This is a genomic window from Pseudomonas sp. PA27(2017) (assembly GCF_001945445.1).
Lineage (GTDB): Bacteria > Pseudomonadota > Gammaproteobacteria > Pseudomonadales > Pseudomonadaceae > Aquipseudomonas.
The window spans coordinates 106,605-125,869 of record NZ_MSXW01000016.1 but is presented as its reverse complement, the minus strand read 5'-3'; the positions used below and the strand labels follow the sequence as shown (position 1 = coordinate 125,869).

Below are 19,265 nucleotides of genomic sequence, written 5' to 3'. Positions count from 1 at the left end.
ATTGCCCGTGAGGCACTTCGACAGCTTGCTGAAAGCGCTGATGAGCGATTCTGCATCGATATCGGGGCGTTGCTGTTCAGTGGCCGACCAGTCACAAAGAGACGCAGCAGAGCTGCTCTAGAAAAGCACTTTCGGCTAATACGATCGTTTGAATTGGCACCAAGGTTGCACTGCATGACGCAGTCACGCCAGCCAGTTCAAGGTCATCGACGGGCGCCCTGCGAGGGGTTCGTCAGGCTCATCGGAAAATGAGCCGCAAGAATAATGACTGTCTGTCTGCGGAGTAGAGATTCAATGCGTATCAAGTCCCTTGTGCAGGCCCCGCGTCTGGTGCCGGCCAAAGCCGGTTTTGCCCTGGCCGGCGTGCTGCCGTTGCTGGTTGCCGCGCCTGCGCAGGCGGTGGAGTTCAGCTTCGCCGATAACGAGGTCAGCGGCTCGCTGGACACCACGCTGTCCTATGGGCAGCTGTGGCGTGTGCAGGGGCAGAGCCGCGGTAACGACGACGTCAACGTCAACGACGGCAATCGCAACTTCGACACCGGGCTGGCTTCCGAAGTGTTCAAGATCACCTCGGACCTCGAGATGAACTACCAGAACTACGGCCTGTTCGTGCGTGGCACCGCGTTCTACGACACGCAGATCATGGACAAGCGCAACGACTTCTACAGTGGCGACCGTGCCGCCCAACCCAGCCAGAACACCCCCAACGACGATCGTTTCACCCGCGACACGCGGCACACCGCCGGCCGCGATGCGCAGATTCTCGACGCCTACGTCTATGGCAACTGGGACGTCGCCGAGCGCCCGGTCACTGCACGCCTGGGGCGCCAGGTATTCAATTGGGGCGAGGGCCTGTTCTACCGCGGTGGCGTGAACACCAGCAACCCGGTGGACGGCGCACGCTTCCGCCTGCCAGGCGCGGAACTCAAGGAAGTGCTGATCCCCGTCGAGGCGGTCAGCTTCAATATCGGCCTGACCGACAACCTGTCGATGGAAACCTTCTACCAGTTCAAATGGAAGGAAACCGCCATCGATCCGGTGGGTAGCTATTTCTCCGAGACCGATCTGTTCGCTGAGGGTGGCAGTACAGCCTACAGCCGCAATGCCGCGCTGGGCAGCGCTGCGTTTCAAGGCAACTACGCGGGTCTGAGTGCCTTGGGCGTCGGCGGGCTGCAGGGCAGCGAGTACCTCGACAGCAATGGCTACTTCAAGGTCGCCAGCATCGGCTCGGATATCGAGGCCAAGGACGACGGTCAGTTTGGCGTCGCCTTTCGCTACATTGCCGAACAGCTGAATTCCACGGAGTTCGGCTTCTATTTCGTCAATTACCACGCCAAGGAACCGACGCTCAACGCCGATCTGGAGGGTTTCTCGGGGCTGGATCTGGATGCGATCACCGCAGCCGCCAGCGGCAATGCGATTACCAACTATTCGACACTGCAGACGCTGGCTGGTTTGGGCAACAGCACTGCCCAGGGGTTGCTCGGGCTGGTCAATGGCGCCGCCACCGTCGATGCGGCCAACCAGGTCAATGCTCGTCGAGAGTACGTGGAAAACATCCGCATGTACGGCTTCAGCTTCAATACCACCCTGGGCGATGCCTCGGTGTTCGGTGAGCTGACCTACCGGCCGAACCTGCCGATCGGCGTCGCCGCGACCAACGATCTGCTCGGCGACCTGCTGCGTCAGGCGCCGCAAGTGGTGCAGGGCCAGCAGGTCAACATCGGCGGCCAGCCGCTGCAGCTCGGTGACGAGATTCACAACTACGAGCGGGTCGAGGCCTACAACGCCTCGCTCGGCACCATCTACAACTTCGGCCCGTCGCTGGGCTTCGATGCGCTGACCGGGGTGGCCGAGCTGGCCTCCGAGCACCTGCGCGGCAGTGACCTGAAGTACACCGCTTTCGACGGCTCGACCCGCTATTACTCGGGCCGGGGCGATTCGTCCTACACCTTCGGCTACGGGCGCAGTTACCAGGTCAACAAGAATGCCTATGGCTACACCCTGGTGCTGTCAGGCACCTGGAACGACGTGTTCGCCGGTGTGAACCTGTCGCCCTTCGTCGTCTATCGTGATGATTTCGAAGGCAACTCCTACCAGACCGGGCGCTTTATCGAAGGCCGCAAGGCCTACACCCTTGGCATCAAGGCGGCCTACATGAACAGCCTGGAAGCCGAACTGCAGTACACCGAGTTTTCCGGCGGTGGCAACAACAACGCCGTACGCGACCGCGACAACATCGGCTTCAACGTCAAATACTCCTTCTGATCACGGGGAAACAGCATGCTGAACATCAAGGGTGTCGCCGTCGCGCTGGTTCTGCTGGCTGGCAACAGCATGGCAGCGGTCTCGCCGCAGGACGCTGCCAAGCTCGGCAGTAGCCTGACGCCGCTGGGCGCCGAAAAGGCCGGCAACGCTGCTGGCACCATCCCGGCGTGGACGGGCGGCATCACCCAGCCGCCGGCTGGCTACCAGGGCTCGGGCAAGCACCATGTCGACCCGTTCGCCGGCGACAAGCCGCTGTTCACCATCACCCGCGCCAACCTGGCCCAGTACCGCAATCAACTGACGCCGGGGCAGGTAGCCTTGTTCGAGGCCTACCCGGACACCTTCCAGATGCCGGTCTACCCCAGCCGCCGCTCGGGCTCGGCGCCGCAGTGGGTGTATGACAATACGGCCAGGAACGCCGCCAGCGCCAAGCTGCTCGACGGCGATAATGGTTTCGCCGATGCCTTCGGCGGCATCCCGTTCCCGATTCCGCAGAATGGCGTCGAGGCCTTGTGGAACCACATCGCCCGTTATCGCGGCACCTACGTGGTGCGCCGCGCCTCGGAAGTGGCGGTGCAGCGCAACGGCTCCTATTCGCTGGTCACCTCGCAGCAGGAAGCGCTGTTCAAGTTCTATGACCCGAAAGGCAGCTACGCCAACCTCAACAACATCCTGTTCTACTACCTGTCGTTCACCCGCAGCCCGGCGCGTCTGGCCGGCGGTGCGGTGCTGGTTCACGAGACCCTCGATCAGGTCAAGGAGCCACGCCAGGCCTGGGGCTACAACGCCGGCCAGCGCCGGGTGCGCCGTGCACCGAACCTGGCCTACGACACGCCGATCTCCACGGCCGACGGCCTGCGTACCGCCGATGACACCGACATGTTCAACGGTGCGCCGGATCGCTACGACTGGAAGCTGCTCGGCAAGCGCGAGATCTACATCCCGTACAACAGCTACAGGCTCACCAGCCCAGAGGTGAAGTACAAGGACCTGCTGCAGGTCGGCCACCTCAATCCGGCCTACACCCGCTACGAACTGCACCGCGTGTGGGTGGTGGAGGGCACGCTCAAGACCGGCGAGCGGCACATCTATTCCAAGCGTACCCTGTACCTGGACGAAGACAGCTGGCAGGCCGCGGTGGTCGATCAGTACGATGGCCGTGGTGAGTTGTGGCGCGTGTCCATGGCGTATCTGAAGAACTACTACGAACTGCCGACCACCTGGTCCGCGCTGGACGTGTTCCACGATTTGCAGGCCCGTCGCTACCACGTGCAGAACCTGGACAACGAGGAAGCCAACACCATCGACTTCAGTCAGCCGATGGCCGAAGACAGTTATTTCACACCGGCAGCACTGCGCCGTCGTGGCACCCGATAGCAGGCAAGGCTCGCCCGTTGTGCGACAGCCATTCGCGCGGTCGATAACTGGGCTTTTTCTTACAAAACAGCGGATCAAAGTGGCTACCATGCCTTGCAAAGGCCGATAGCATAGGCGGCGCCGCGCAGGCGCTGATATAACAAGAACAAAAGGGGGAGTTGTGTATGAGTGAGCCCATCGTGCGGCGCACCCGAAGCGGTAAAGTCACCCGGCCCGTGCTGCAGGCACTGGCGTTGTGTTCGCTGCTGATGGCCGCCGCGCCGCTCGTCCAGGCCCAGGCTGCCGATGCGGCGACTTTCTCGGTGCCGTCGACCCGCGCCGCCTCCAGCCTGCTGCTCGACGTCGCCCATGCCGGCAAACGCCTGGTGACGGTCGGCGAGCGCGGTCACGTGCTGTACTCCGACGACGATGGTGCCAACTGGACCCAAGCCAAGGTGCCGACCCGGCAGATGCTCACCGCGGTGTATTTCGTCGACGACCAGCGTGGCTGGGCGGTCGGCCACGACGCGCTGATCCTGGCGAGCAGCGACGGCGGTGCGACCTGGACCAAGCAGTTCGAAGACCTGCAGCGCGAAGCACCGCTGCTCGACCTGTGGTTCAAGGACGCCCAGCACGGTTTCGCCATCGGCGCCTATGGTGCATTGCTGGAGACCAGCGATGGTGGCGCCAACTGGGACGACGTCAGCGACCGCCTCGACAACGAAGACACCTACCACCTCAACGCCATCGCCGATGTGCCGGGCGCCGGCCTGTTCATCGTTGGCGAGGCGGGCGCTCTGTTCCGCTCCACCGATGAAGGGCAAAGCTGGGAAACCCTCGAAGGCCCCTATCAGGGCTCGCTGTTCGGCGTGATCGCCAGCGGCGAGGGCAATGGCCTGCTGGTCTTTGGCCTGCGCGGCCACCTGTTCCATTCCATCGATGCGGGCGAAACCTGGCAGCAGGTCGCGCTCACCACCGCCAGCGGCGGTGACCTGGAGTTCGGCCTGGCCAGTGCGGCCACGCTCGGCGACGGCAGCATCGTGGTGGTCGGCCATGGCGGCAGCGTGCTGCGCAGTACCGATCACGGCAACAGCTTCAGCGTGTTCAACCGCCCGGATCGCGTATCCCTGGCGAGCGTCACCGCGGGTGCAGACGGCAAGTTGGTGCTGGTCGGGCAGGGCGGCGTACGCCTGACCACCGAGACCGGTGCCAATCCAGGCCAACAATAACAAGCTGGGGTAGTGTTCGATGAGTAACCTTGATCAAGACAAGGCCAGCCTGCTGGAGCGCCTGATCTTCAATAACCGACCGGCAGTGATCCTGATCTGCTTGTTGGTCAGCCTCTTTCTGTTCTTCCAGGCCACCCAGGTGCGCCCCTCGACCAGCTTCGAGAAGATGATCCCGCTGAGCCATCCGTTCATCCAGAACATGATGGAGCACCGCAACGACCTGGCGAACCTCGGCAATACCGTGCGTATTTCCGTGGAGGCCAAGGACGGCGACATCTTCAGCCAGTCCTACATGGAAACCCTGCGCCAGATCCACGACGAGGTGTTCTACATCCCCGGCGTCGACCGCTCCGGGCTCAAGTCGCTGTGGAGCCCCAGCGTGCGCTGGACCGAGGTGACCGAGGAAGGCTTCGCCGGTGGCGAGGTGATCCCTCAGACCTACGACGGCAGCGCGCAGAGCCTCGAAGAGCTGCGCGGCAACGTGCTCAAGTCCGGGCAGATTGGCCGCCTTGTAGCCAACAACTTCAAGTCCAGCATCATCGACGTGCCGCTGCTCGAGTCCTACCCGGACCCGCAAGACCAGGGCCGCCTGATCAAGCTCGACTACCAGCAGTTCTCCCACCAGCTCGAAGAGAAGATCCGCAACAAGTACCAGGCGCAGAACCCGGACATACAGATCCACATCATCGGATTCGCCAAGAAGGTCGGTGACCTGATCGACGGCCTGGTGATGGTCGCGCTTTTCTTCGGCGTCGCGCTGCTGGTCACCTTCGTGCTGCTGTACTGGTTCACCTGGTGCATCCGCAGCACCATTGCCGTGCTGATCACCACCCTGGTAGCGGTGGGCTGGCAGCTAGGGCTGATGCACACGGTGGGCTTCGGCCTCGATCCGTATTCGATGTTGGTGCCGTTTTTGATCTTCGCCATCGGCATTTCCCATGGCGTGCAGAAGATCAACGGCATCGCCCTGCAATCCGGCGGCTGCGACAACTCGCTGACCGCCGCGCGACTGACCTTCCGCCAGTTGTTCCTGCCGGGCATGATCGCCATCCTCGCCGACGCCGTGGGCTTCATCACCTTGCTGCTGATCGATATCGGGGTGATTCGCGAGCTGGCCATCGGCGCCTCCATCGGTGTGGCGGTCATCGTGTTTACCAACCTGATCCTGTTGCCGGTGGCCATTTCCTATATCGGTATCAGCAGGAAAGCGGTGGAGCGCAGCAAGCGCGATGCGGTCAGCGAGCATCCGTTCTGGCGCCTGCTGTCGAACTTCGCCAGCGCCAAGGTTGCGCCGATTTCGGTGACATTGGCACTGGTGGCCGGTGTCGGTGGTTTCTGGTATCAGCAGCAGAACCTGCAGGTTGGCGACCTCGACCAGGGCGCGCCGGAGCTGCGCCCGGATTCGCGCTACAACCTCGATAACGACTTCGTGATCCGCAACTACTCGACCAGCTCCGACGTGCTGGTGGTGATGGTCAAGACCGCACCCGAAGGCTGCTCGACCTATGAGGCCATGGCGGCCATGGACGAGCTGATGTGGACCATGGAAAACACCCAGGGCGTGCAGTCGGCGATCTCCATGGTCAGCGTGTCGCGCCAGGTGATCAAGGGCATGAACGAGGGCAACCTGAAATGGGAAACCCTGTCGCGCAACCCCGACGTGCTCAACAACTCCATCGCCCGTGCCGACGGCCTGTACAACGCCGACTGCTCGGTGGCGCCGGTGCTGGTATTCCTCGAAGACCACAAGGCGGAAACGCTCAAACGTGCGGTGAAAGCGGTCGAGGGCTTCGTCGCCGAGCATCAGTCCGACAACGTCGAGTTTCTGCTGGCCGCCGGTAACGCCGGTATCGAAGCGGCCACCAACGAAGTGATCAGCACCTCGGAGCTGCTGATCCTGATCCTGGTGTACCTGTGCGTCGGCGCGATGTGCATGATCACCTTCCGCTCCTTCGCCGCGACCATCTGCATCGTGCTGCCGCTGATCCTCACCTCGATCCTCGGCAATGCGCTGATGGCCTTCCTGGGCATCGGTGTGAAGGTCGCGACCCTGCCGGTGATCGCCCTGGGCGTCGGCATCGGCGTGGACTACGGCATCTATATCTACAGCCGCCTGGAAACCTTCCTGCGCGCCGGCCTACCGCTGCAGGAAGCCTACTACCAGACCCTGCGCTCCACCGGTAAAGCCGTACTATTCACCGGCCTGTGCCTGGCCATCGGCGTGGCGACCTGGATGTTCTCGGCGATCAAGTTCCAGGCCGACATGGGCCTTATGCTGACCTTCATGTTCATCGTCAACATGTTCGGTGCACTGTGGCTGCTACCGGCCCTGGCCCATTATCTGATCAAACCCGAGAAACTGGCGGGCAAGAAGGGTGGTTCGCTGCTGGCGCACTGACGGGTTGGCTCTATAAAAGGCGCGACCTCTACGGCATTTGCATGCCGTAGAGGTCGTTTTGCTACTGCGCCCGAAAAGAGGGCTGATTTTTATATGGAAGAACAACTTTTGAATGCATGGTGCGAAATTTTGAGTTGGAACTGGTCTGGAATAGTTCAAAGCATAACCGGGCTTGGAACTCTTATTGTTGCTTTTATTGCTTTAACTTCATGGCGGCGTCAACACCGCTCACAAGCCGTAACCAAGTTGCTCGATGAGCTCACCGACTCAGTACACGAGTTTGTTCAATCAATCTCGCCAGCTGTGCAAATGCTCTCGTTTGTTCGGATAGGCATCGAAAGTCAAGAATTCAACCGCGACCTCAATAGAGAGCTGCAGCATCCCCTAGCAGTTGCGTATATCGAAAAAGAAGGCAGGGAGTCCGCCGACCGTTTAATGACGCTTCTGAAAAATGCGGAGCAGCCAGTTCACCGTATTCGGTCGCTACTGGTTAAAGGTCAAGTTCTAGGCATCTCTAACTATCGCGAGTGTCAAAATGCCTGCAATATGATTGCTTGGCAGTTTGATCGGCTGCAAGTCGTTTTTTCTATGCTTAGTAACCAACATATGAACTGGGAGCATCCCAAGGTTGCAGAGAATCTTGGCAGTATGATGGATATAACTCCTGAGGACATTACTCGCCATATAAATGAGAGCCAGAAGAATTTATTGGCGTTTCTAAAGGACATCTATGCACAAGAGTACAAAAGCGTCTAAAAAGTGCATGAAGTACATCCCAGCCCTTCGAGCCTCCATCGGACGCCCTTGACAGGGCACCGCTTATGCAGGCGTTAGCTCACCTCCGATCGCCTATGTAAATAGGCCCACAATCCACAATTTGAAGAGCTAGCTATGGCGGCTGAATCGAGAAATCTGCGGGTACAGCAGGTGAACTGCTTCTACAATTACGCAATTGGCCTTGATGTCACTCGGGTCGATCTCCTTAAAACAGCCAAGGCACTTTTAAAGTCGGGTACAGTTAGAACCGTTTGTTTCTCTGACCTGAAGGCCATATACCTTGACGAACATGGTGAGGTTAAGCTCGAATGGCTACGACCGAAGGGGCGTCGATGGGATAATAGTTGGACGGTCCAGCTCAGCGATTCTTTGCCACAATATACCGCCGAGGACCTGATTTTCTGCTTGGAGTTAGCATTCCACGAGCGGCGTATCGAAGGTGACGAGGCGGGACAAGTGCCTCCGCATTTGCGAGCCGCACTGCCTCCAGTCGTACTAGAGAATGACGACTTGACTCTACCAGTCTACCCATGGCTAAAGCTCCATGCTGACGGACTTATGTGCATTTGCTTCCAACTCGATACGACATGGGATGATCTGAGCGAGGAAGATTTTATAAGCGATGTCGTCAACTTGTTTCAGCGCTACTTTAAATCTGTTTGGGTAGAGGCGGCACTTCAAAGAATAGATGGTGAGCAGCTCTTGCTTGATGCATTCGAGGGTGAAATCTCCATCGGCGGGCAAGGTGTAGATGACCGAAGGACTCGTAAGCTCGTCAAGAAGATGCGGCTAACCGCAAGAACTACACTAGACAACTCCCTCGGCAAGGAAGGACGATGTTTTGATTTGCATGGGGAGCCATGGCTCTTACATCAAATCGCGGGATCGGAGGACCAAATGGATTGGGAGGGGACGATTGACCTTTGCAGATCCATCTACGCAAATGCGGTAGCATCGCAGGTAGTATCAAAAAACTACAAAAAGAATGACGGGGTAGCAGGAGTACAGTTGTGGCAAGGCCGGCCCTCAGTCTCCTTAATGCGATTCGCCGGCCAGCCTAAATCCAAGGACCAGTTATTTGAGATGTACGGACAATCGATGTCCCGTATCCTGATGCGCTCCCCTGAAATGACTGATCCTCCGCACCTCCCTCCTGACCTTCGTCCATTTAATGACTATTGCTTACACGGCAATCGAGCAGTTTTGCTCTGGACGTGGCTGCGCCCACTCGGCGCATCTGACAATGCTTGGGATGACCCAAACACAAGGGCTCATTTGTTAGAGAACCAGGCCAGGGCGGAGCACTTCGAGTACCACAACATTCGCATTGCGCGGGCATGTGCCATAGCAGAAGGACCTCCATCCGATGAACAACTTGTATACGCGTACGAAACGTTGGCCAATGCCGATTCTGTAATTCACAAATCAAGCCAAGCTGGCGAGATTACTGATGCGCTTGAGTTTTTGATGACTGCTGCCGGCACAACAGGACTCATCGCATCAGGGAAAGAGCAGGCTAGATGGTTCTTAGATGAACGACGTTACAAGGCCGAAAAACAACGGTCACGGATGGACCGGTGGCTGACGGCGGTGTTTGGGATAGTGGGAGCGGCCGGGCTGGCCGACATAGTATTTAAGCCGATGCTGCAAACAACGTATCCTGGCTGGGTTGATTGGCTCACTGGACTGGCTGCATTCGCGACTGCCTCATTTCTGATTGTGCTTTTGGCGATGTTTATATCGGCCGTTAACAAGATATGGATATGGTAACTTGCAGATTTAGAAAGCATGTACTAACAATTGGCTGCATTACGATCGATTTTCGCCGCTTTCGGCTCCAAGCCGGCGCATGAGCCGAGCGTTAGACTTATATGATTAGGCTTTTCTCTACATCTATACCTCAGCCACATCCAGAGCTACTCTGGATGCCAACTCCCGCGTACAAGATAGAGGCAGTAGAAGTCGAATTGGCTTTATTTGAAGATGGTCATATTGAGTTCTTATTGATTCAAATCTAGAATAAAGAATTTAGTCTGATTGCTCGCGACATATGGTGCTGCACGCTGGAGGACCTTATATATGAAACTAGCGTCTGCCATGGCGTGCCAGTGGACGCCTGGCACCTTGAGCCAACTTTTGAAGTTGGAAAAATAACTGAACTGCTTCCTGCTCTGGTTGAAGATCGCTCTCCGATACACGTGCCATTTATTAAGTCAGCCATCGCGTCACTCTAAGCTCCACGCTCACCCATCGGAGTGATCGGCAAACGAAAAAACGCAGCCTAGCCGCGATTTTCATTTCAGAGGGTGCAAATTTTCTTCAATACGCCCGCATTGGCGCTGCGTAACGTGCCTCACTCGATCAGCAGTGAGGTAGGCGTGATGATGAGTTTGTATTTGTCCATGGCAGCGTTCGCGCTGGCCGCTTCCATTTCTCCCGGGCCGGTCAATCTGGTTTCGCTGAGCGCAGGCGCGCGCCATGGCTTTGGAGTGGCCATGCGGCATGTCGCCGGGGCGACGCTGGGCTTCACGCTACTGCTGGTGTTGATTGGCCTGGGGCTGCATCAGTTGCTGGAGCTGCTGCCCTGGCTGACGGCAGCGATCCAGTGGGCTGGCGTGGCCTTTCTGCTGTATCTGGCTTGGCGCTTGGCGGTCGATAACGGCGAGTTGCACAGCGCTGAAGGTGGGGCGGTTGCGTCTTTTGCTGGCGGCGCGTTGATGCAGTGGCTTAACCCCAAGGCGTGGCTGGCAGCGATTGCCGGCACGGGTGCCTTTGCAGCCGATGGTGATGCGGGGCGGGTGTGGCTGTTCGCGGCGATCTACTGCGTGGTCTGTTATCTGTCGTTGGCTTGCTGGGCTATTGCCGGGACCTGTTTGCAGCCGTATCTGCAGGCGCCGCAGCGGGTGCGGGTTTTCAATCGGGTGTTGGCGGGGTTGTTGGTGGCCAGTGCTGGGTATCTGGTGTTGGCGTAAGTCCGTTAGAGCCTGCGCATGATCTTTATGCTCGTGAAGCTGCAACTACAAGGCGGAAACGGACGGTCACCCGTGGGAGAGGCTTTAGCCTCGAGTTTTTTATTGAGGCAAACAAAGAGCTCGGGGCTAAAGCCCCTCCCACGAAATCGCGAACAGTACGGTAGGGCGTACTCGCGAAGCCGTATGCCGTTGCGGCGGCGTCAGGATCGGCATGAATCGGCGGACTGTTCGCTTCGCTCCTGAGGCCGCCCTACGAGCGAGCGCGCAAACAAAACGGTAATGCTGGTGGACTCCTTATGGGAGCGGGCGGGTACGCCCAGTTCATGCCCGTGATTTCTTCGCGGGCATGGCCCGCTCCCACAGGTAATCACCAGTCAATCCTATGCGCGCGACCGGCCGCTTCCACCACTTTGCTTGCCAAAATCGACGAACCTGTGCTGAAAGATTATGGGCAGGTTCTTGGAGCGCCACAGAGCCGTAGCCCGTGGTTGAGCGTAGCGACACCCGGGGGCATCTTCGCGAGAGTGATTCCTGGGTATCGCTGCGCTCAACGCCAGGCTACGGGGTTGGGTCAGGCTACGGGCTGGTTGTCGCTAGCCGCGGTATTGGCCAGGCGTGGCGGCGAGGAGTTGTTTGAAGGTGCGCTGGAAATGCGCCTGGTCGGCGAAGCCGGCTTCCTGGGCGACTTCGGCCAGGGCTGCGCCGCTTTTCAGGCGGGCGTGGGCGAACTGGATGCGGCGGTTGAGCAGGTAGGCGTGGGGAGTCAGGCCGTAGCGTTGCTTGAAGCCGCGGATCAATTGCGATGGCGACAGCTGCGCGGCCTCGCAGAGGGTATCTAGGCGCAGCGGCTCGCCGCAGTGCTGCTCGATCAGCTCGGCGGCCAGTTCCAAGCGCGGGTTCAGGCTGTCGTCACGCTCACCTTCGAGTATCAGCCGCTGCAGCGCCAGACCGAAGAATGCCTCGGCCTCGGCGCGCTTGTCGGCTGTGCTTACCAATGTATCGAGCAGGCAACGCCGCAATGCCAGCAGGCCCTGATACAGCTCGGCATCGTCGCTGGCGATGGAGGCGAAGCGCTGGAAAGCGGGTGTGTCGGTAAAGCCCCGGGCATGCTGCAGCTCGCCCAGCCACTGCGGGTCGACGTAGCACATCAGATATGACCAGGGCTCGCCGTCGATGGGGTTACAGGCGTGCACGTCGCCGGGGTTCATCAGCACCACCGTACCCTGGCTCACCTGGCGATCCACCTCGCGGTTGCTGTAGGTGCTCTGGCCTCCGGTGATGGCGCCGATCGAGAAGAACGCATGGCTGTGCCGCCCGTAGCAGACCTTTCTGCCGTCTTCGATGGAGCGCAGCTCGATGCAGGGCAGGGCGGCGTCGCGCCAGAAGCTGGGGGTGGGCGAGGCGGGGCGAGCGTCCATGGTGGCTTCCTTCAGCGCGGGTAGAGCGGCGGCAGTTGGCCGCTGTCTTGCCCGCTATCCTGGTTTTTTTCCGCAGCCGGCAGCTCGCCGATGGCCTGCCACAGCTGCTTGCCCTGCCAGTGCTGGCCGGATTCGCTGTACAGCGCGCCGTTGAGGCCGTCCAGGGCTTCGGACAGCGGCGCGAAGCGGGCGGCCATGTCGGCCAGGGTTTCCGGTTGCTGGCGCGCCCAAGCATCGAGAGCCTGGCGGGTGGCCTGGCTGTCGTTGGCCAGGCAAGCGCGCTTGAGGTCGTCGAGCAGGGTGCGCGGGCTGGGCCCGACCTGGGCGCTACGCTGCACCGCCGGCTGGCTGCGTGCGTGCCACCACAGACCAAAGCCGAGCAGGGTGGTCAGTGCCAGCAGCACGGTGCTTAGTTGCCAGGGCCACAACAGCACGTTTTCGGCGTTGCTTTCGCGTGGGCGTGTCTCCACCGGCTGTTCGACGCTCAGAGCCGGATCGACGGCCACGGTCAGGGTACGAGCTGGCAGGCTGGTGTGTTCCAGGCGGTCTTCATGGGTGTTCCACCACACCACGTCCACGGCGGGCAATTCCAGGTTGCCGGCCTTGCCTGCCACCAGGGCTTCCCGCTCTTCACGGCTGCCGATCACCCCACGCTCACTGCCTTCGTTGTTCAACTGGGGCTGATCGGGGTAGCGGCGCAGGCCTTCCACCTGGGTCGCCGGCAGTGGTGGCAGCTGGGCGCTGGACAGCCCATCGGCCTTGAGCATCAGGCTGCGGGTCAGCGAGTCGCCGACTTTTACCTGGCCCGGCTCAGGGCTCCAGGCCTCGGCCAGGCTCAGGGCGCGGGCCGGCAGCCAGGGCGCGTCGGCCGGGTAGTCGGCGGGCTTGGCCTTGACCGTCAGGGGAATCTCCGGTGAACGCACGCGGGTGACCTTGCCCGGGCGCGGGCCGAACGGCGTATAGCCGTTGCGGCTGCTGCGGTCGGCCAGGGTCGCGCTGAACACCTGGCTGGGGATGGTCAGCTGGCCACTCTTCTGCGGGAAGATGGCATAGCGTAGCTCGATCACGCCGTGGCGTACGCCGCCGATGTCCTGCTCGTAGGTGCGGGGTTCCCCCAGGGATTCGACCCTCGCATCGGCGATCTCCAGCGGCGTCAGGCTGCTGTCGTCGTACAGCGATACCGAGTGATAGATGCGCAGAGTCAGCACGCTCTGCGCCTGCACGTAGACGCTTTCGTGATCCAGGCTGGCATCGATGAACACCGGCGCCATCTGCTCGTCCGCGCCCTGGCTGGTCGATTCCACCACATGCAGGCTGACGGGCTGGCTCTGTGAGTCGCCCAGGCGCAGCGGCGGCACCACCACGTAACCGCTATGCCGTGGCTTCAGGGTGACGATCCAGCGGGTGCTGGCACGCGCCTGGCCATCCAGGGTGGTCAGCCGGTTGACCTGGCGCGTACCGAGTACGTCGAACAGTTCGTTGAGCGGCGTCAGGTCGGGCTTGCCGAACTCGGTGGCATCCGTAGATTCGAGAATCAGGTCGAGGCTTTCGCCCAGGTTCAGCCGGCTGCGGTCGACGCTGGCGGTAAATTCCTGCGCGCTGGCCTGCAATGCCAGCAAACAGAGAAGCAGGGTGCAGAGCAGGCGGGTCATCGGGGTTGTTCCTGACGCTGTTGCTGTTCGTACCAGAATTTGCGGCGCAGCAATTCGCCCGGGTCGTCGGGAATCTGCCGCAGCCATTGTTCCAGAGCCTGACGACGCTCGCCATCGAGCGGTGCATCGGCGTCCTGGGCCTCGCCGTCTGGCGGCGAGGTCTGCGCCGGCTCGGCCTTTTCGTCGGGCTCGCCGGCCTGGCTGGGCGGCTGCTCCTGCTTGGCTGGTGACTGATCCTCGGTGGTCGACGACTGGCCCTGGCCTCTCTGTTCATCGTCGCTGGAGGCCGAGGATTGGCCGGGCGGCTGCTGGTCGTCGGGCTTGTCTGCGGATTGCTGCTCGTCGCCGGCGTCCGGCTGCTCCTGCTCTTGTTGCTGGCGCTGGCGCAGCAGCTCCTCGACCAAGGCCTTGTTCTTCGCGGCCTGCTGCAGTTGCGGGTCGATTTCCAGCGCCCGTTCGTAGGCATCGATGGCCGCCTCCAGCTCGTTGCTGTGGGCCAGGGCGTTGCCGCGGTTGTAGAGCGAGGGCGCGCTGTCATCCTTGGCGAACTGTTCGGCGGCCGCCGCGTAGTCGCCGGCCTCATAGAGCGCGGTGCCGCGCCAGTGCGGGTCCTCGAAGCGTTCGGCGGCTTCCTTGGGGCGGCCTGCTTCGAGCAAGCGCTGGCCCTGCTGGTCGGCACGCAGCCAGAGGTCGTCGAAGCTCATGGCCATGCCGGTTTGCGGGGTGGCGAGCAACAGCAGCGGCAGGCACAGCAGCCAGCCACGACGGCCCGCGCAGGCGGCCAGCAGCAACAGCGGCAGGAGCAGCCAGTAACCTTGGTCGGCCCAGCTGCGCAATTGCGTCTTGTGGCCGTTGTCGCGCAGTTGCGACGGGCCGTCGAGCAGGCCGAGGCTGCGCAGATCGCGGTCGTCGAGGCTGATGCTGCGGTATTGCCCTTTGACGCTCGCCGCGAACTGCCGCAAACCGCTGACGTCCAGGCGCGGCATGAGAATCGCACCTTGCTCGTCCTTCATGAAGGTGCCGTCTTCCTGGACGATCGGCGCACCCTCGCTGCTGCCCACTCCGAGGATGCGCAAACGCTCGCCGCGACTGCCGAGCGATCTGGCGATGGCGCTGCGTTCGCCGTCGTCCAGGCTGCTGGTGATCAGCAGCAGGCGCCCCTGGCCCTGGGCGCCGCCCTTTAGTAGTTCGAGTGCCTTGGCCACCGCCAGGTCGGCACGTTTTCCAGGCTCGGGCATGATCGACGGCTTGAGCGCTTCGAGCAGGTTGCGGCTGGTGCCCAGATCATCGGACAGTGGCACCAGGGTGTGGGCGCTGCCGGCGTACACCACGATGGCGGTCTGCGCGTCGCCACGGGCCTGCAACAGGTCGAGCAATTTGCGACGGGCCTGGGCCAGGCGGTTGGGGGAGGCGTCGCTGGCCAGCATCTGCGGCGTCAGTTCGAGCATCACCACCAGCGGGTCAGCCGGTTTGACGTCGTTCTGCTCGATGCGCTGCCAGCTGGGGCCGACCAGCGCCAGGGTGGTCAGCAGCCAGGCAAACGCGAGAATGATCAGCGGCAAGCGGCTGCGCCGGCCCCGGCCACCGCGCAGCAGCACGGCGTGAAAGGCGGGTGGCAGCAGGCTTTGCCAGTGACCGCTACGGGTTTCCCGGTGCGCCAGCAACCACAGCAGCCAGGCCAGCACGGGCAATGCCAGCAGCCACCACGGGCGCAGGAGATGGGGGAGGAATTCGCTCATGGCGTCTTGCGCCCCAGGCGTCGTGCGGCGCTCAGCGCTTGCTGGCGCAGTTGTGGCCACAGGCTGCGGATCACCAGCAGCAGGCTCAGCAGCAGAGCCGCCGCCAGCGGCCAGATGTAAAGCGCCTGGGCCGGGCGCGCCAGGGTCGGCTGCTGGGCCACCGGTTCGAGACGGTCGAGGGTCGCCTCGATGTTTTGCAATTCGCTCTGGTCGCGGGCGCGGAAATATTCGCCGCCAGTGAGTTCGGCAATGGCGCGCAGGCTCGGCTCATCCAGATCCAGGCTCGGGTTGAGGCCAAAGGCGGCAAAATTGCCGGCTTGCTGCGGGTCGGAACCGATGCCGATTGGGTAAATGGTCACGCCTTCCTCGGCGGCCAGGCGGGCGGCGGTCATCGGTTCGATCTGCCCGCCATTGTTCGCGCCATCGGTAATCAGCACCAGCACGCGGCTGTCGGCCGGGCGTTGGCGCAGGCGCTTGACCGCCAGGCCGATGGCGTCGCCGAGGGCGGTGTTCTGCCCGGCGATGCCGATCACCGCTTCGTCGAGCCAGGTGCGTACCGTCTGCCGGTCGAAGGTCAGCGGCGCCTGCAAATAGGCCTGGCTGCCGAACAGGATCAAGCCGACACGGTCGCCGGTACGGCCATCAATGAACTCGCCGATCAACTGCTTGACCAGGGTCAGGCGGCTGACGTCCTCGTCTTCCAGGCGCATGTCGGCGTAATCCATTGAACCGGACACGTCCACGGCGATCAGCAGATCGCGCCCGCTGGCCGGCAGCGGCAGTGGCTCGCCAACCCATTCCGGGCGCGCGGCGGCGATCAGCAAGAGCAGCCAGAGCAAGGCGAAGTGCACCTGCTTCTTCCAGGGCGGCAGCTGCAGGCGGGCGCGGCGCCCGGATAGGCTTTCCAGCTCGCCGAGAAAGCTTACCTGCAGCGCCGCTTCGCCGCTGTCGGCGGCCGGCAGCCACAGGCGCAGCAGCCAGGGCAGGGGCGCGAGCAGGAAGAGCCACGGCCAGGCGAATTCAAACATGCTTGCGAATCCAGATGGCGACCGCCTGGTGCAGGCCGTCGATGGCCTTGTCGTCCAGGTTGCACTGCGGTTTGTAGGCGCCCTCGACGAGGATCATCCAGCGCGTCAGCCCGGCGGCCGGGCAGCGGTTGTCGAGAAACGCCAGCCAGGCGCGGCTGCTCAGGGTATGGCTGTGGCTGTCCGGGTAGCGCTCGCGGCACAGGCGCTTGAGCAGGCCGTTGAGCTGCTGCAGCCAGGGGCCGGCGGCGGCGCCGTCATAGGGTTTGCTGAGGCGCTGCAGCTCCTGCAGGGCCGCTTCGCGCAGCGGATCGAGGGGCTGTTCGACGGCCTGCTTGCGGCGTGGCCGGGGCAACCGCGGCGCCAGGCGCCAGGCGGCCCACAGCAGCACGGGCAACAGCACGGCGAGCAGCCACCAGCCGGGCGCCGGCGGCCACCAGCCGATGGCGGCGGGGGCGATCAACGGTTCGAGCTGGTCCAGCGGGTTCATGCCGATCGACCCGGGCGCAGGTTGTTCAGGTGCTCGTGCAACTGCTCGACCAGTTCCTGGCCGGTCGACAGTGACAGCAGCGGCACGCCGAGCTTGTTCGCCAGGCGCTGCCAGCGCGCGCGGCGTGCCTGGGCCTGATCGCGGTAGCTGTGCTGCAGGTTGGCGTCTTCGGTGTCCACGTCCAATTGGGCGTCACCATCGGCGAAGCGCAGCAGGCCGGAGGCGGGCAGGGCGTGATCGAGCGGGTCGGAGACCGGCAGCAGCAGCAGGTCGGTATGCCGGGCCAGGAGCATCAGCTGCTGCTCGCTGCTGTCGCCCAGGGTGCGTTCGTCGCAAAGGATCACCACCAGGCTGCCGGGGCGCAGCACTTCGCGGGCACGGCGCAGGGCCTGGCCGAAGCTGTCGCGCACCAGCGGCGTGTCGGCGGACAGCGCCTGATTGGCACGGGCCAGGCGGCTGAGCAGTTGTAGCAGGCTTTGCTTGCTGCGCCGCGGTTTGATCTCGTGGTTGTCCTGGCCGCCGAAGACCAGCCCGCCGATGCGGTCGTTGTGACCCAGGGCGGCCCAGCCGATCAGCCCGGCCGCGCGGGCGGCGAGCACCGACTTGAACATCAGGCCCGAGCCGAAGAACAGCTGGCGGCTCTGCTCGACGAGTAGGTAGATGGGCCGCTCGCGTTCTTCGTGGAACAGTTTGGTATGCGGCTCCTGGGTGCGTGCGGTAACGCGCCAGTCGATGGTGCGCACGTCGTCACCCGGCTGGTAGACGCGCACCTGGTCGAAGTCGACCCCGCGCCCGCGCAGCTTCGAGTGGTGCAGGCCGATCAGCGGGCTGCGGCGGCCCGGCGTGGAAAACAGCTGCACCTCGCGCACCCGGTGGCGCATGTCGATCAGTTGCTTGAGATCGGTACGGATGCCCGCCTGCAGCTCAGGGTTATCCGCATGCGAAAGCATCAGGCCACCGCGACCACGTCGAGGATGCGCTGGACCACGCGGTCCTGGTCGATGCCCGAGGCCTCGGCCTCGAACGACAGGATGATGCGGTGGCGCAATACGTCGAACAGCACCGCCTGGATGTCTTCGGGGCTGACGAAATCGCGGCCCGCCAGCCAGGCGTGGGCCCGCGCGCAGCGATCCAGGGCGATGGAGCCGCGCGGGCTGGAGCCGTGGGCGATCCACTCGGCCAGCTCGGCGTCGAACTTGCCGGGGGTGCGCGAGGCCATTACCAACTGCACCAGGTATTCCTCCACCGCATCGGCCATGTAGAGGCCGAGGATTTCCTTGCGCGCGGAGAAGATCGCCTGCTGGCTGAGACGATGATCGGGCTTGGTCTCGCCGTGCAGCGCTTCGCCGCGGGCCTGGGCGAGGATCTTGCGCTCCACGCTGGCGTCGGGGAAACCGATCTTCACGTGCATCAGAAAACGGTCGAGCTGGGCTTCGGGCAGCGGGTAGGTGCCTTCCTGCTCGATGGGGTTCTGGGTGGCCATGACCAGGAACAGCGGCGACAGGTCGTAGGTGCTGCGGCCCACCGATACCTGGCGTTCGGCCATGGCTTCGAGCAGTGCCGACTGTACCTTGGCCGGCGCGCGGTTGATCTCGTCGGCGAGCACCAGATTATGGAAGATCGGCCCCTGCTGGAATACGAAACTGCCGGTTTCCGGGCGATAGATCTCGGTACCGGTAATGTCGGCCGGCAGCAGGTCGGGGGTGAACTGGATGCGGTGGAACTCGGCTTCGATGCCTTCGGCCAGTTCCTTGATCGCCTTGGTCTTGGCCAGGCCGGGAGCGCCTTCGACCAGCATGTGGCCGTCGGCGAGCAGGGCGATCAGCAGGCGATCGATGAGCTTTTCCTGGCCGAGGATCTGACTGGCGAGAAAGTGGCGAAGAGCGAGCAGCGCGTCTCTGTGTTCCATTGGGGCTGTCCAGATGCGAATCGCGAGCGACG

14 protein-coding genes are annotated in these 19,265 nt (G+C 62.4%); 7 read left to right on the top strand and 7 right to left on the bottom strand.

What is annotated here, in order from left to right; all coding sequences use genetic code 11:
• Positions 1 to 294: 294 nt before the first annotated feature.
• From BVH06_RS08645 to BVH06_RS08615, 7 genes are all read left to right on the top strand, one after another.
• Complete coding sequence (locus BVH06_RS08645) at positions 295 to 2,268, top strand: DUF1302 domain-containing protein (RefSeq protein WP_075933789.1); 1,974 nt, start codon at positions 295 to 297, stop codon at positions 2,266 to 2,268.
• A 15-nt stretch (positions 2,269 to 2,283) separates the two neighbouring features.
• Positions 2,284 to 3,645 (top strand): DUF1329 domain-containing protein, encoded by a 1,362-nt coding sequence (locus BVH06_RS08640; RefSeq protein WP_075933788.1) that lies wholly within the window; start codon positions 2,284 to 2,286, stop codon positions 3,643 to 3,645.
• A 164-nt stretch (positions 3,646 to 3,809) separates the two neighbouring features.
• Positions 3,810 to 4,853 carry a YCF48-related protein gene (locus tag BVH06_RS08635; RefSeq protein ID WP_075933787.1) on the top strand — a complete coding sequence of 348 codons (1,044 nt, stop codon included), beginning with the start codon at positions 3,810 to 3,812 and terminating at the stop codon, positions 4,851 to 4,853.
• A 19-nt stretch (positions 4,854 to 4,872) separates the two neighbouring features.
• The gene (locus BVH06_RS08630) at positions 4,873 to 7,251 is read left to right on the top strand and encodes an RND family transporter (RefSeq protein WP_075930745.1); all 2,379 of its coding nucleotides are present in this window, start codon (positions 4,873 to 4,875) and stop codon (positions 7,249 to 7,251) included.
• Between the two features lie 93 nt (positions 7,252 to 7,344).
• Positions 7,345 to 8,007 carry a hypothetical protein gene (locus BVH06_RS08625; protein WP_139315599.1) on the top strand — a complete coding sequence of 221 codons (663 nt, stop codon included), beginning with the start codon at positions 7,345 to 7,347 and terminating at the stop codon, positions 8,005 to 8,007.
• Positions 8,008 to 8,142: 135 nt separating this feature from the next.
• Positions 8,143 to 9,798 carry a hypothetical protein gene (locus tag BVH06_RS08620; protein ID WP_075933786.1) on the top strand — a complete coding sequence of 552 codons (1,656 nt, stop codon included), beginning with the start codon at positions 8,143 to 8,145 and terminating at the stop codon, positions 9,796 to 9,798.
• Positions 9,799 to 10,412: 614 nt separating this feature from the next.
• Complete coding sequence (locus BVH06_RS08615) at positions 10,413 to 11,000, top strand: LysE family translocator (RefSeq protein ID WP_075933872.1); 588 nt, start codon at positions 10,413 to 10,415, stop codon at positions 10,998 to 11,000.
• Between the two features lie 593 nt (positions 11,001 to 11,593).
• Here the strand turns inward: BVH06_RS08615 and BVH06_RS08610 are convergent.
• From BVH06_RS08610 to BVH06_RS08580, 7 genes are read right to left on the bottom strand one after another with little or no spacing between them, the layout of a single operon-like run.
• A complete protein-coding gene (locus tag BVH06_RS08610) occupies positions 11,594 to 12,418 on the bottom strand; it encodes an AraC family transcriptional regulator (RefSeq protein WP_075930742.1) in 825 nt (274 codons plus the stop codon).
• Positions 12,419 to 12,429: 11 nt separating this feature from the next.
• Positions 12,430 to 14,070, bottom strand: coding sequence for a BatD family protein (locus tag BVH06_RS08605; RefSeq protein ID WP_075930741.1), 1,641 nt, complete (start codon positions 14,068 to 14,070; stop codon positions 12,430 to 12,432).
• Positions 14,067 to 15,809, bottom strand: coding sequence for a VWA domain-containing protein (locus tag BVH06_RS08600; protein ID WP_075933785.1), 1,743 nt, complete (start codon positions 15,807 to 15,809; stop codon positions 14,067 to 14,069). Before BVH06_RS08600 ends, BVH06_RS08605 begins: the two co-directional genes overlap by 4 nt.
• Positions 15,806 to 16,837 carry a VWA domain-containing protein gene (locus tag BVH06_RS08595; protein WP_075933784.1) on the bottom strand — a complete coding sequence of 344 codons (1,032 nt, stop codon included), beginning with the start codon at positions 16,835 to 16,837 and terminating at the stop codon, positions 15,806 to 15,808. The genes BVH06_RS08600 and BVH06_RS08595 overlap by 4 nt, the downstream gene beginning before the upstream one ends.
• Positions 16,830 to 17,324: a DUF4381 domain-containing protein gene (locus BVH06_RS08590; protein ID WP_075933783.1), complete on the bottom strand. Its 495-nt coding sequence runs from the start codon at positions 17,322 to 17,324 to the stop codon at positions 16,830 to 16,832. Before BVH06_RS08590 ends, BVH06_RS08595 begins: the two co-directional genes overlap by 8 nt.
• Entirely contained in the window at positions 17,321 to 18,274 is a 954-nt protein-coding gene (locus tag BVH06_RS08585) for a DUF58 domain-containing protein (protein ID WP_075930737.1), read from the bottom strand. The genes BVH06_RS08590 and BVH06_RS08585 overlap by 4 nt, the downstream gene beginning before the upstream one ends.
• Positions 18,274 to 19,233: a MoxR family ATPase gene (locus BVH06_RS08580; RefSeq protein WP_013790950.1), complete on the bottom strand. Its 960-nt coding sequence runs from the start codon at positions 19,231 to 19,233 to the stop codon at positions 18,274 to 18,276. Before BVH06_RS08580 ends, BVH06_RS08585 begins: the two co-directional genes overlap by 1 nt.
• Positions 19,234 to 19,265: the final 32 nt, after the last annotated feature.

Bases quoted from the DNA above. Each gene is read 5' to 3' on its own strand.
- BVH06_RS08645 (WP_075933789.1), top strand. From the start codon at position 295: ATGCGTATCAAGTCCCTTGTGCAGGCCCCGCGTCTGGTGCCGGCCAAA.
- BVH06_RS08640 (WP_075933788.1), top strand. From the start codon at position 2,284: ATGCTGAACATCAAGGGTGTCGCCGTCGCGCTGGTTCTGCTGGCTGGC.
- BVH06_RS08635 (WP_075933787.1), top strand. From the start codon at position 3,810: ATGAGTGAGCCCATCGTGCGGCGCACCCGAAGCGGTAAAGTCACCCGG.
- BVH06_RS08630 (WP_075930745.1), top strand. From the start codon at position 4,873: ATGAGTAACCTTGATCAAGACAAGGCCAGCCTGCTGGAGCGCCTGATC.
- BVH06_RS08625 (WP_139315599.1), top strand. From the start codon at position 7,345: ATGGAAGAACAACTTTTGAATGCATGGTGCGAAATTTTGAGTTGGAAC.
- BVH06_RS08620 (WP_075933786.1), top strand. From the start codon at position 8,143: ATGGCGGCTGAATCGAGAAATCTGCGGGTACAGCAGGTGAACTGCTTC.
- BVH06_RS08615 (WP_075933872.1), top strand. From the start codon at position 10,413: ATGAGTTTGTATTTGTCCATGGCAGCGTTCGCGCTGGCCGCTTCCATT.
- BVH06_RS08610 (WP_075930742.1), bottom strand. From the start codon at position 12,418: ATGGACGCTCGCCCCGCCTCGCCCACCCCCAGCTTCTGGCGCGACGCC.
- BVH06_RS08605 (WP_075930741.1), bottom strand. From the start codon at position 14,070: ATGACCCGCCTGCTCTGCACCCTGCTTCTCTGTTTGCTGGCATTGCAG.
- BVH06_RS08600 (WP_075933785.1), bottom strand. From the start codon at position 15,809: ATGAGCGAATTCCTCCCCCATCTCCTGCGCCCGTGGTGGCTGCTGGCA.
- BVH06_RS08595 (WP_075933784.1), bottom strand. From the start codon at position 16,837: ATGTTTGAATTCGCCTGGCCGTGGCTCTTCCTGCTCGCGCCCCTGCCC.
- BVH06_RS08590 (WP_075933783.1), bottom strand. From the start codon at position 17,324: ATGAACCCGCTGGACCAGCTCGAACCGTTGATCGCCCCCGCCGCCATC.
- BVH06_RS08585 (WP_075930737.1), bottom strand. From the start codon at position 18,274: ATGCTTTCGCATGCGGATAACCCTGAGCTGCAGGCGGGCATCCGTACC.
- BVH06_RS08580 (WP_013790950.1), bottom strand. From the start codon at position 19,233: ATGGAACACAGAGACGCGCTGCTCGCTCTTCGCCACTTTCTCGCCAGT.